Below are 12,956 nucleotides of genomic sequence, written 5' to 3'. Positions count from 1 at the left end.
TTTATGAATAATTTATTTCCGATTTTCTTAAAATTAGAGCAGATGAACCTGCTTATTGTTGGTGGCGGTTATGTGGGCATTGAAAAATTAGAGGCAGTTCTAAAAAATTCGCCGGAAACAAAAATCACCATTGTTGCCCCGGAAATTTCCGACGAGATAAAAGTTTTGGCGGCATCTCATCACATTGAAATGTTTCTTGAACCGTATAAAGAAGAACACCTCAAAGGTAAAAATCTGGTGATAGTAGGCACTGGAATAATGGCCGTAAGCGAACAAGTGCAGAAAGACTGTAGGAATTATAACATTCTTGTGAATGTGGCCGACAAGCCTGCTTTATGTGACTTTTACTTGGGTTCCGTGGTGAAAAAGGGAGATTTAAAGGTGGCTATTTCTACCAATGGTAAATCACCGACCTTTGCGAAGAGGTTTAGAGAAATATTAGAGCAAGTATTGCCAGATTCTCTTCAAGAAACGCTGGACAACTTACAGTTGCTCAGAGATAGATTAAAGGGTGATTTTGAGTATAAAGTGGAGAAGTTGAACGAGATCACGAATGTGATGAAGAAAAACGATTAGGACTCAATTTTGAGATGCTCGCATGCTTTTCTTGCGGCGTCTTGTTCGGCTTTTTTCTTGTTCCAGCCGCGTCCTTCACTGATAACCTCTTCATCCACTTTTATTTGTGCTACAAATTCCTTGCTGTGGTGCTTTCCGTTTTCTTTGATAATCTCAAATTCCACGTTTTTACCCAAAGATTGAGACCAAGTTAAAAGGATACTTTTATAATTGGCATTGTTCTTTATAACCTCGTCGAGGTCAAAGTAATTGGCTAAAAGCGTCTTGACGATGAAGCTTTTGGTGAAGCGAAATCCTTTATCCAGATAAATAGCTCCAATAAGGGCCTCCATAGCGTCTCCATACATAGATGTACGCGTATGTGTAACTCTGTTGCCGTCAAAGGTAATGAGGTCGTCTAAGCCTATTTTACGGGCCACTTGATTTAAAGATTCTCTATTAACTATTCTGGACCTTATTTCGGTTAAGAAACCTTCGTCTTTAAATGGATATTTTTTGAAGAGATATTCCGCTATAATCATCCCAAGGACAGAATCTCCCAAAAACTCCAATCTTTCATTGGATTCTTTGAAGCCCTGAATGGAGGAGTTTTTCGATGCTGATGTATGCCTAAAGGCCAATTGGTACAGAGAATCGTTTTTTGGTTTTTCACCAATAATACGTTCAACAGCCTTTCTGAACTCTTTGACTTTAACGTCCGTCTTAAAATAATCTAATATTGTCTCTGTTACTGCCATTAAGTTGAAAAGCCCTATTGGTTATCTATAGAGCTGATTGCGTCGCAATTTAACCATTATATTTTTTAAATATAAGCGTTGCGTTATGTCCACCAAAACCAAAGCAGTTTGATAGTACGGTGTCAATTTTTCTCGCTTTAGCTACGTTTGGCGTTAAGTCTATACGAGAATCAATTTTTTCGTCTACGTTGTTCAGGTTAATGGTAGGAGGTACCATTTGATGTTTGATAGCTAAAATAGCTGCCACCGATTCTACCGCACCTGCACCACCCAATAAATGACCAGTCATAGACTTCGTTGAACTTATGCTCACTTTATAAGCATGGTCTTTAAATAAGTTTTCAATGGCCGTAATTTCTTGTGGATCACCTAGACCTGTAGATGTACCATGGGTATTGATATAATCAATGTCTTCCGGAACCATGTTGGCGTCATTCAGAGCGTCTTCCATAGAAAGAAATGCTCCTAAGCCTTCTGGATGCGGTGCTGTAATGTGATAAGCGTCTGACGACATTCCACCACCTACTAGTTCACAGTAAATATTTGCACCTCTGGCTTTAGCATGCTCATATTCTTCTAATATTATGCTGGCAGCACCTTCACCTAATACAAAACCATCTCGGTCTGCATCGTAAGGTCTGGATGCTGTCTTGTAATCGTCGTTTCTTGTAGATAGTGCTCTTAAGGCGTTAAATCCACCTATTCCCGCTCTTGTTACAGCAGCTTCAGAACCACCCGTTACACAGGCTATCATTCTTCCAAGTCTGATATAATTAAAAGCGTCAATGATGGCGTTATTGGTAGATGCACAGGCCGAAACGGTAACGAAGTTTGGCCCTCTGAATCCAAATTTCATGGAGATCTGCCCTGAAGCAGAATCAGCAATCATCTTTGGAATGAAGAAAGGATTAAACTTCGGTTCCATATTATTTTCAGCAAGATTCAAAACTTCCTCTTCAAAAGTCTTTAATCCTCCAATACCAGAACCCCAGATTACACCTATTTTATTTTTGTTGACTTTGTCTAAGTCAAAATTTGCATCTTTTACAGCTTGTTCTGCAGCTACTACCCCAAATTGGGTAAACAAGTCCATTTTACGAGCCTCTTGTCTAGGGATGAAGTCGGTGACTTCAAAACCCTTTAATTCACAGGCAAAAGTTGTTTTGTAGTTGGTGGCGTCAAATCTTGTGATGGGATTAGCCCCGCTAACACCATTTTTCAATCCTTCCCAGAAGGATTCTACGTCATTTCCGATAGGCGTTAAAGCCCCTAAACCTGTTACTACTACTCGTTTAAATTCCATATGGGTCTTGTTATAAATGGAAAAGTTCAATATCCAATTTAGGATAAACTGGATATTGAACCTCTAAAATGTATAAAGAAAATTACTTAGTGTTATCTTCTAAATAAGAAATAGCCTGACCTACTGTTTGGATATTTTCTGCTTGATCGTCTGGAATAGATACGTTGAATTCTTTCTCAAACTCCATGATTAGCTCAACTGTATCCAGTGAATCTGCTCCTAAATCGTTTGTGAAAGAGGCTTCGGTCGTCACTTCTGACTCTTCAACACCCAGCTTTTCAACAATAATTTTCGTTACTTTCGATGCGATATCTGACATTATGAAAATGTTTTTGGTTTAAATCACTGCAAAGAAAATTTATTTTTCTGAAACCAACAAAATACCTATTGGTTTTTTGATTCCCTTAACAATGATGACATTTGTAATCTTCAACTAAAATAGGGTATAAAAACAAGATGAAAAGCTTTTTTGCAAAAAAATATAACTCAGACAATTTCTTTTTATTGGCAGGGCCATGTGCCATTGAAGGTAGAGACTTGGCTCTTTCGATAGCAGAAAAGATTGTTAAAATTACAGACAAATTGGACATACCTCTCATATTTAAAGGGAGTTATAGAAAGGCAAATAGAACTAAAGCGGATTCCTTTACTGGAATCGGGGATGAGAAGGCTTTGAAAGTTTTAGAAGAAATTGGTAAAACTTTTAATGTTCCTACGGTCACAGATATTCATGAAACGCATGAGGCAGAATTAGCTGCGGCTTATGTAGATGTTTTACAAATTCCTGCATTTTTATGTAGACAAACTGAACTTTTGGCCGCCGCGGCCAAGACTGGGAAGGCTGTAAACATAAAAAAAGGTCAATTTATGTCTGGTGGATCCATGGGTTTTGCGGTAGAAAAAGTTTTACAAGAAAATCCTGATGCCAATGTGATGCTTACCGAACGAGGAAATTCTTTTGGTTACTCAGACTTGGTGGTCGACTATAGAAATATTGTCGATATGAAAAAGTTTGATGTTCCCGTAATAATGGATTGTACGCATTCGCTCCAAAGACCAAATCAAACATCTGGTGTTACAGGAGGAAATCCAGAATTGATAGGCACCATTGCCAAGGCTGCCATTGCAGTAGGAGCAGACGGACTCTTTATAGAAACCCACCCAGACCCAGCTAACGCAAAGTCAGATGGGGCAAACATGTTGCACCTTGATAATTTAGAAGCTTTGTTGGACCAACTGGTTAGGATTAGGCAGGTGGTGAAGGGTTAGGGTAGTTTGGCTCTTGACAAAATGATTTTTTTATTGAAAATAATTGTTTTCCAATGAGGGTTTTTCTTATCAATACTACCATCAAAGGGAAAACCTATAAGTAAGAGGGAATAACCAAACGAGATTGCCATTGCTTTCTTGAGCCCCAAGCCGCATTGATAAAACAGACTTTTTACTTAATGCTAAGCCTAATTCAATTTGGGCGGAATAACCAAAACTGGTTTTGTGCAGTTTCTCAGTATAATCAATCATATAAATTGAAATTGGGTAGGGGCTTAAATTGGGTATTGGGAAGTCAACTCTATACGTTTCGGGTGAAAGACTTGTTTCTTGAACCAAAGTCCCTCCAAATAGTACGGCCACCTTTATTTTCTTGTTAACCAAGTACAGTTTAGGTAAAACTTCTAACTGCAAAGAATTTAAACCAATGTGGAAAGGGGCTTTAGCATAAACCCCAGAACTAAAATCAGTTTCATATTCATTGTCATACTCTTTGCTTGTGGATATACTTCTAAGCGAAAACTCTATTGCGATATGCTTTTTTAGACTTTTTTCAAAACCAAAGCCCAAGTTATATCCTTTGGCTCCTCCACTTGTGTTGACTGCATATCCTGTTTGGATGTTAAATGCATTTTGGGCAAAAATTGGTTGAATGAAAAGGAGTAAGTAGGGTTGTTTTTTTTAGCATGGGGTAGTTGTTTGAAATAAGTATGTGACGGATTTTGGAAGATTAACCTTCACCGTCTGGAGTAATCGATTCGATACTAACTAGTATTAGTTGTTTCATTTTTTCGGATTTATAATATTCAAAGGTAGAAGTTTAAGTATTACATTTTAAGCCGAGTATGAAATATATTGAAGCCGATTTATCATTAATTGCTTTTACAATACGAATTTCGACTTGTTACCCCTTAATCATCTTTTGTGAGCAAAAAGCTCAATGGCTTTCTCTTGATTCTTTATACTTCATCCGAGCATTTTTTATTAGCTTTGTTTATTAATTGCTTTTCTAAAAAAATATAATGGCTAAAACGTTCCGAAAGAAAAAATCGGCCCCAAGTAATAGGGAAAGAAAACCGGTTACTAATGAGAGTAACTCCATAGGGCTTACTTCTGCTCAGATAGAATTAATCTTCGGAGTGTTATTTCTGGTTATCACTCTTTTAATGCTTATTTCCTTTGTATCTTATCTATTCACAGGTGAGGCAGATCAAGATCTTGTCCAAAAGAATTTTAGAGCTGCTATAGAAAATAGTAATAAGAAGGCAGAGAACTCGCTCGGCGTTGTTGGAGCTTTTGTCTCGCACTATTTTATTTTTAAGTGGTTCGGGCTTGCGGCATTTGGTTTAATACCCATCGTATTCTTATCTGCTTTTAGGCTAATATTTCAACAAGATTTATTTAACGTTAACATTAATAGATTTGCCAAAGGCAGTGTCTTTTATGTTTTATTCTGTTCTATTTTTCTGGGGTATTTTGTTTTCCAGTTTGGTTTAGAAGGTGGAAAAGTTAGTGGGGGCATAGGATATCAGTTAAATGAATCTCTTAATCATGTTTTAGGCTGGGGGAGCATTCTTTTAATCATTCTAGTTTTGTTTTTATGGTTGGTTTTCTTCCATGGTCTTACACAAATAGATGACTACTTCTATAAAAGTGAGCCTAGGGAAGAGAAGAATGAAAATGAAGGTGTAAAACCTTCAGTACAGCCTCAGGTAGAAGTACCCACTGAGGTGATAAGTCCCGTTGAATCTGTAACCATAGCTGAAAAACCTTTTGATGGCGGAATAGCGTTTAGTGTTGAAAACTTTCAAAAAGAGGAGGAGCCAGAAGTAAAAAAGAAGGATGAAGACCTGGCTCTTGAAGTTGCCGTGGCAGACACGAGTTTTTTACTGGAAGACGACGATAGTAATAAGGATTTGGAAGCATTTGGGCCATATGACCCTAAGCTAGATTTGTCTTCTTATATGTATCCACCTATTAATCTACTGGCAGACCACAGTGGCATGAATGGCGGAAAGGTTTCTCAAGAAGAGCTGGAAGCCAATAAGATCAACATTGTGGAGACCATGAAGAATTTCTCCATCGGAATATCTTCTATAAAAGCCACCATTGGTCCTACGGTAACGCTTTATGAAATTGTTCCCGAAGCGGGTGTAAGAATTTCTAAGATTAAGAACCTTGAAGATGACATTGCCTTAAACTTAGCTGCTTTAGGAATTAGAATTATAGCCCCTATGCCAGGGAAAGGTACTATTGGTATAGAAGTGCCAAACAAGAACCGAGAGATGGTTTCTGTCAAGTCTGTTTTTGGTGGTGAGAAGTTTCAAAACTGTAAATATGAGTTGCCTATAGTTTTAGGTAAGACCATTGCCAATGAGATTTTCATTTCAGATTTGGCAAAAATGCCTCACCTTATGATGGCAGGAGCCACAGGTCAGGGTAAGTCTGTAGGTATCAATGTTATTTTGGCTTCCTTATTATACAAGAAACATCCGTCAGAAGTGAAGTTTGTGATGGTAGATCCTAAAAAAGTGGAGCTTTCTCTTTTCAATAAAATTGAAAGGCATTTTTTGGCTACACTTCCAAATACAGAAGATGCCATTATTACAGACACCAAAAAAGTGATTTATACCCTGAATTCTCTATGTATAGAGATGGATAACAGATATAATCTCTTAAAGGATGCTGGGGTAAGAAACATTAGAGAGTATAACGCCAAGTTTACCAAAAGGAAATTGAACCCAGAAAAGGGTAACAGGTATTTGCCATACATCGTATTGGTGATAGATGAGTTGGCCGATTTGATGATGACGGCGGGTAAAGAAGTAGAGCAGCCTATCGCTCGTTTGGCCCAGTTGGCTCGAGCCATTGGTATCCATTTAATTGTGGCTACTCAGCGGCCTTCGGTCAATGTGATTACAGGTTTGATAAAAGCCAACTTTCCAGCTAGAATTTCGTTTAAAGTTACGGCTAAGGTAGATTCACGTACTATTTTAGATACTGGAGGTGCGGAACAACTGGTAGGTAACGGGGATATGCTATTATCCATGGGCTCAGATATGGTAAGATTGCAGTGTCCTTTTGTAGATACAGCGGAAGTGGAGGCGATATGTGATTATATAGGTGAGCAGCGAGGCTACGAATCTGCGTATCTTTTGCCAGAGTACTATGGTGATGATGAACCGGATATTCTAGACTTCGATCCTACCCAGCTAGATATCATGTTTGATGATGCAGCCAGAGTTTTGGTGACCTTTCAGCAAGGAAGTACTTCTTTAATTCAAAGAAAGATGAAATTGGGCTATAACAGAGCCGGTAGAATTATAGACCAATTGGAAGGGGCTGGTATAGTGGGGCCATTTGAAGGTAGCAAGGCTCGTGAAGTGTTAATAAAGGATATGACGCATTTAGAAGAAGTATTGAAGGGTCTTAAGAGAGAGAAGTGACATTAAGACCTTGTTAACAAATGGGTCTTAAACTTTTCTGTTAATTTTGCGTCCAATTTTACAAGAGCTAAATAAGGAATGGATGAATGATCCATTTTATAAAGAATATAGAATGAAAAAAATACAATTATTATTGATTTGTCTTGCTTTGATGTCTTTTGGAGCTAATGCTCAAGACGCTAAAGCTGGGGCAATTTTAGACGCTATGAGTACCAAGTATAAGGCTTTGAAGACCTTTACGGCAGACTTTACTTTTGGCGTGGTAAGCTCCAGTGGAAAGAAAGGGAAGGTTAGGAGTGGGAGTATCGCTGTTAAAGGTGTGAAATTTAAACTCAATATGGCAGGTCAGGAAATTTATAATAATGGTTCTGAGATTTATTCTTTTGTAAAAGAAACCAACGAGGTTAATGTAACCGAGTTTGATGCTAGTGAAGATTCGCAATTCTCTCCAGCCAATATTTATTCCATTTATAAAAAGGGATATAAGTATACATATAAAGGTTTGAAAACGATAGGAGGGGTTTCTTGTGAAGTGGTGGAGTTGGTTCCTTTAAAAGCTGGTGGTAACGTAAAGAAGGTGGAGATAGCGGTAAGTAAGTCTAATAAGGAAATAAGAAACTGGAAACTTACAGATGGTTCTGGAAAAGAAACTGTTTTCGATATTGCTAATTTCAAACCTAATGTGGCTTTGGCAGATAGTTATTTCACTTTTAATACTGCCAAGTATCCTGGAGTAGAGGTAGTGGATTTGAGGTAAGCATATTTTAATGTTATTTTGAATGCTCAGGTTGAAAAACTTGGGCATTTTTCTTTGTTTTAAGTCAAGATTTGTAAAGCCTTATATATCCCATTAATTTCTGTCCATGTCGTCACATCACATCGTAAAAGATAAACAAGAACCAGCTCTTCTAATAGCTAATGGAGCATCTTGTAAATTTGAACTCTTAGAGGAGCTTTTAGAGTGGTCTCCATTTGTGGTAGTGCTGGATGGTGCTATTGATAGGGTGATAGAATTAGGGATTAAAATTGACGTGTTATTAGGGGACTTTGACAGAGGAGCCATTGCGATAGAACAAATAAAACAAGACCAGTTTCCTATCGAGGTTATTCATACGCCAGATCAAGAAAAAACAGATTTGGAGAAAGGGATAGAGTTTTTAATAGAACGGGGTTTTCCGGCGGTTAATATTGTTTGGGCCACGGGAAGAAGAATGGATCATACGGCAGCCAACCTTTTTAACCTTATAAAATATAAGGAAGCTATTAAAATAGTTATGCTGGATGATTACTCTAAAATATTTCCTCTTATGCCTAAACCGGCCAAATTTGAGAAATGGTATAAGGCTGGAACAACCATTTCTCTTATTCCACTACATAAAGCCGAGAAGATCGAAACTTTAAATTTACGGTATCCGTTAAAGGGAGAGAATTTAGAAATTGGTTTTCGTCTGGGTAACAGTAATGAAGCTGAAAAAGACGGTTTGGTGAGTGTGAAATTTGAAAAAGGCAACCTTTTCCTTATGGAATGCAACGATTGATATTTATCCACATAATATTTAGATGGTTTTCTAAATGTTTTTCAGAAATTCTTGAAAGTTCTAAAAAAATATCTTTAGTTTTAGAGTGTAAAGGACAGAAAACGTGTTATTTAGACAATTGGCCTATATAATAGGTTTGAGTCTGAGTGACTGAATTTTCAAGAAAAAAAATGTGGATAACTTTAGAATAGTACTATTCTAATTTGCTTCAGTTTTTAAAAGCTTGATAATAAAGGCCTACATAAAATCAGGCTAGGAGAATTTGACAATTGGAAAAAAAACAAACAAAATGGAGACTTTTTTTTACATCTTATTCTCGCTTATTTTGTAATCCAGATAATGATAGGTTAACAGTTTCTTAACGAATTCTTAACTTCATTATCTTTCTTAATACCCCTAAAATTATTTTTGTAATATGTATGTTATCAAAAGAGACGGCCGTCGCGAATCGGTAAAATTTGACAAAGTAACAGCACGTATCGAAAGATTGTGTTACGGTTTAGACCCCAACTTTGTTCAACCTGTTGAAGTTGCGATGAAGGTTGTTTCAGGTATCTATGATGGCGTATCTACCTCACAACTGGATAGCCTAGCAGCCGAGACGGCGGCATCAATGACGACAAAGCACCCTGATTATGCTCAACTAGCAGCAAGGATTGCTATTTCAAATCTTCATAAAAATACTCTGAAATCTTTTTCAGGAACCATGAAGATGTTATATCAATACTTGGATCCTAAAACGGGAGAAAACGCTTCACTGATAGCGAAGGATACTTGGAAGGTCATTCAAAAGAATGCCGCATTATTAGACTCTACGATTATTTATGACCGTGATTATGGTTATGATTATTTCGGTTATAAAACTTTAGAGAAATCATATTTACTGAAGTTAAACGGGAAAATAGTGGAGCGTCCTCAGCACATGCTGATGAGGGTGGCTGTAGGTATTCACGGAGAGCAGATTGAAAAGGTTTTAGAAACCTACGAGTTGCTTTCTGATAGATGGTTTACCCATGCTACACCAACACTATTTAATGCAGGAACACCAAAACCTCAGTTGTCTTCATGTTTCTTGTTAACCATGAAAGATGATAGTATTGATGGAATTTATGACACCTTAAAGCAATGTGCCAAAATTTCTCAGTCGGCAGGGGGCATTGGACTTTCTATCCATAATGTTAGAGCGAAGGGTACTTATATTAAAGGAACAAATGGAACGTCAAATGGCGTGATTCCTATGTTACGTGTTTATAACGACACGGCAAGATATGTGGACCAAGGGGGTGGAAAACGTAAGGGGTCATTTGCCATTTATATGGAACCATGGCATGCAGATATAGAAGATTTTCTGGATTTGAGAAAGAATCACGGTAAGGAAGAAATGAGAGCGAGAGACTTATTCTACGCCATGTGGATTTCTGACTTATTTATGAAGCGAGTAGAGGCGGATGCAGAGTGGTCTCTATTCTGTCCACATGAGTGCCCAGGCTTGGCAGATACTTATGGAGAGGAGTTTGAGAAATTGTATGAAAAGTATGAGTCTGAAGGGAAAGGGAGAAGAAAGGTAAAAGCTCAACAGCTTTGGTTTAAGATTCTTGAATCTCAGATTGAAACAGGTACGCCTTATATTCTGTATAAGGATGCTTGTAATAAAAAATCAAATCAGAAAAATCTTGGTACTATTAAGTCTTCTAACTTATGTACTGAAATTATAGAATATACATCTCCAGACGAGGTGGCGGTTTGTAACTTGGCGTCTATTGCATTACCAAAGTATGTGGAAATGGACGACTTTGGAAATGGTGTAAAGTTTGACCATCAAAAACTTTATGAAATAACTAAAGTAGTTACGCGTAACCTTAATAAGATTATAGATGTAAACTATTATCCAGTTATAGAGGCGGAAAATAGTAATAAAAGACATAGACCTATTGGTATCGGTGTTCAAGGTTTGGCAGATACTTTTATTCAATTAAGAATGCCTTTTGATTCTGCAGAAGCTCAGCTATTGAATAAAGAGATATTTGAAACGATCTACTTTGCTTCAATGGAAACTTCAATGGAATTGGCATTAGAAGAAGGTACTTATCAAACATGGGAGGGTTCTCCTATTTCTCAAGGAATATTCCAGTTTGACATGTGGGGTGTTAAGCCAGAGTCTAACAGATGGGACTGGGAAGATCTTAGAGAGAAGGTAGTGAAGAATGGTGTTAGGAACTCCCTTTTATTAGCTCCTATGCCAACGGCCTCTACGAGTCAAATATTAGGTAATAATGAGTGTTTTGAGCCTTATACCTCTAACATTTATTCAAGAAGGGTACTTTCTGGTGAGTTTGCAATTGTAAACAAACACTTGCTAAGAGACCTTGTTAAGATTAACTTATGGAATGAGGGAATGAAAAATAAGCTTATTGCAGCCAATGGTTCAGTACAGCATATTGAAGAAATTCCTCAAGCACTTAAAGAACTATATAAAACTTCGTGGGAGATTAAGCAGAAGGTTATTATTGACATGGCAGCAGACAGAGGAGCATATATCTGTCAAAGTCAATCGATGAATATATTCATGCAAGATCCTAATTTTGGTAAACTGACTTCTATGCACTTTTATGCATGGAAGGCCGGTCTTAAAACAGGAATGTATTATCTACGTACTAAATCAGCGGTTGATGCCGTTAAGTTTACAATAGATAAGCAGGCTATGGAGCAAACCAAAGCTAGTACGGAGAAAATAGAAGAGAAACCTTTGGATTATAAAGGGTATGCAGTTCAAAATGAAGAGTTAGCTAAAGCAGCGAATTCTTTTGTTGAAATGTCTGCCGAAGAACAAAAGTATGCCGCAATGCAATGTTCTTTAGATGATCCGGAAGGCTGTGAGATGTGCGGTTCTTAATTTCTGATTCCGACTTTCGTGTGTATATAAAGAGCCTCGTCAATTTTGACGGGGCTCTCCTTTTTTTTGGTAGAATCTGAGACAAAAAAAAGAGGTGGCAAAACCACCTCACTTTTCTTTCGATCCTTAAATAAACTGTTATTAAAAGTCTTCGTCTAATGAGAAAGATTGGGAATCTTTGTCAGATGTTACACCTGCTTTTTGATACTCCCCAACGCGTTTCTCAAAGAAGTTTGTTTTTCCTTGTAATGATATTAACTCCATAAAATCGAATGGATTGGTGGCGTTATAAACCTTTTTTAGGTTTAGTTGCTCTAATAAGTGATCTGCCACAAATTCAATGTATTGACACATTAAAACAGAATTCATACCTATAAGCGATACTGGAAGAGCATCACTTACAAATTCTTTTTCTATTTCTACGGCGTCCTTAATAATAGAATATATATCTTCCTCAGGAAGTTTGTTCTTGATATGATCTGTATAAAGCAAGCAAGCAAAATCTCTGTGCATGCCTTCATCTCTTGATATCAGCTCATTAGAGAATGATAAACCTGGCATAAGACCTCTTTTCTTTAACCAAAATATAGAGCAAAAGGAGCCCGAAAAGAAAATACCTTCCACTACGGCAAATGCGATAAGTCTTTCCACAAAGTTTCCATTGTCTATCCAACGCATAGCCCAATCTGCCTTCTTTTTTACGCAAGGAATATGTTCTAGGGCATTAAGAAGTTTGTCTTTCTGAATATCGTCTTTAATGTAGGTGTCAATTAAAAGAGAGTAGACCTCGGCATGAATATTTTCAATGGCAATTTGAAATCCATAGAAGCATTTGGCTTCGGCATATTGAACGGAAGAGATGAAATCAACAGCAAGGTTTTCATTTACAATTCCATCAGAAGCGGCAAAGAACGCTAAGACATGGGAAATGAAATGTCTTTCGCCATCCTTTAGGTTTTCCCAGTCTGTTAAATCTTGAGATAAGTCTAGCTCTTCTGCTGTCCAAAATGAAGCTTCAGCATTTTTGTAAAATTGCCAAATATCATTATGCTTAATAGGGAAAATGACAAATCTTGAGGGATCATCAATTAACAAAGGTTCAGAAAGTTTTAATTCTTTATCCGTCATTTTTCGTAAAAGATTCTTTTATATTTAGTAACAAATTTCGCTTATCAAATGTAAAGAAATTATGAG

General features: G+C 37.3%; 11 protein-coding genes. 6 read left to right on the top strand and 5 right to left on the bottom strand.

Going from position 1 to position 12,956, the window contains the following annotated elements; genetic code table 11:
• The first annotated feature begins 3 nt into the window (after positions 1–3).
• Positions 4–576, top strand: coding sequence for a precorrin-2 dehydrogenase/sirohydrochlorin ferrochelatase family protein (locus ACSBFT_RS16385; RefSeq protein ID WP_463047213.1), 573 nt, complete (start codon positions 4–6; stop codon positions 574–576).
• On the opposite strand, the gene rnc is transcribed toward ACSBFT_RS16385, so the two are convergent.
• From rnc to ACSBFT_RS16370, 3 genes are all read right to left on the bottom strand, one after another.
• Positions 573–1,313: a ribonuclease III gene (gene rnc / locus ACSBFT_RS16380; RefSeq protein ID WP_489601504.1), complete on the bottom strand. Its 741-nt coding sequence runs from the start codon at positions 1,311–1,313 to the stop codon at positions 573–575. The two genes, ACSBFT_RS16385 and rnc, sit on opposite strands and share 4 nt — an antisense overlap.
• Before the next feature lie 49 nt (positions 1,314–1,362).
• Positions 1,363–2,616 carry a beta-ketoacyl-ACP synthase II gene (fabF, locus tag ACSBFT_RS16375; protein WP_463044994.1) on the bottom strand — a complete coding sequence of 418 codons (1,254 nt, stop codon included), beginning with the start codon at positions 2,614–2,616 and terminating at the stop codon, positions 1,363–1,365.
• Positions 2,617–2,698: 82 nt separating this feature from the next.
• Complete coding sequence (locus ACSBFT_RS16370; RefSeq protein WP_463044995.1) at positions 2,699–2,935, bottom strand: acyl carrier protein; 237 nt, start codon at positions 2,933–2,935, stop codon at positions 2,699–2,701.
• 137 nt (positions 2,936–3,072) lie between these two features.
• Here ACSBFT_RS16370 and kdsA point away from each other — a divergent pair, with 137 nt between their 5' ends.
• Positions 3,073–3,885 (top strand): 3-deoxy-8-phosphooctulonate synthase, encoded by an 813-nt coding sequence (kdsA, locus tag ACSBFT_RS16365; RefSeq protein ID WP_489601503.1) that lies wholly within the window; start codon positions 3,073–3,075, stop codon positions 3,883–3,885.
• An 81-nt stretch (positions 3,886–3,966) separates the two neighbouring features.
• On the opposite strand, the gene ACSBFT_RS16360 is transcribed toward kdsA, so the two are convergent.
• Positions 3,967–4,455 carry a hypothetical protein gene (locus tag ACSBFT_RS16360; protein ID WP_489601502.1) on the bottom strand — a complete coding sequence of 163 codons (489 nt, stop codon included), beginning with the start codon at positions 4,453–4,455 and terminating at the stop codon, positions 3,967–3,969.
• A 452-nt stretch (positions 4,456–4,907) separates the two neighbouring features.
• Between ACSBFT_RS16360 and ACSBFT_RS16355 the strand changes: the two genes are divergently transcribed.
• The 4 genes from ACSBFT_RS16355 (at position 4,908) to ACSBFT_RS16340 (ending at position 11,762) form a co-directional block, all read left to right on the top strand.
• Positions 4,908–7,331 carry an FtsK/SpoIIIE family DNA translocase gene (locus ACSBFT_RS16355; RefSeq protein WP_489601500.1) on the top strand — a complete coding sequence of 808 codons (2,424 nt, stop codon included), beginning with the start codon at positions 4,908–4,910 and terminating at the stop codon, positions 7,329–7,331.
• Positions 7,332–7,443: 112 nt separating this feature from the next.
• Complete coding sequence (lolA1, locus tag ACSBFT_RS16350) at positions 7,444–8,088, top strand: outer membrane lipoprotein periplasmic chaperone LolA1 (protein ID WP_489601499.1); 645 nt, start codon at positions 7,444–7,446, stop codon at positions 8,086–8,088.
• A 106-nt stretch (positions 8,089–8,194) separates the two neighbouring features.
• Positions 8,195–8,869 carry a thiamine diphosphokinase gene (locus ACSBFT_RS16345; RefSeq protein WP_489601497.1) on the top strand — a complete coding sequence of 225 codons (675 nt, stop codon included), beginning with the start codon at positions 8,195–8,197 and terminating at the stop codon, positions 8,867–8,869.
• A 415-nt stretch (positions 8,870–9,284) separates the two neighbouring features.
• Positions 9,285–11,762: a ribonucleoside-diphosphate reductase subunit alpha gene (locus ACSBFT_RS16340; RefSeq protein ID WP_463045001.1), complete on the top strand. Its 2,478-nt coding sequence runs from the start codon at positions 9,285–9,287 to the stop codon at positions 11,760–11,762.
• A gap of 141 nt (positions 11,763–11,903) precedes the next feature.
• Here the strand turns inward: ACSBFT_RS16340 and ACSBFT_RS16335 are convergent, their stop codons facing one another.
• Positions 11,904–12,890 (bottom strand): ribonucleotide-diphosphate reductase subunit beta, encoded by a 987-nt coding sequence (locus ACSBFT_RS16335; protein WP_463045002.1) that lies wholly within the window; start codon positions 12,888–12,890, stop codon positions 11,904–11,906.
• Positions 12,891–12,956 lie beyond the last annotated feature (66 nt).

The sequence above is a fragment of the Arcticibacterium sp. SM2516 genome, from assembly GCF_057914865.1.
The sequence above is the reverse complement of the archived record's forward strand: the minus strand, read 5'-3'. Positions and strand labels throughout refer to the sequence as shown.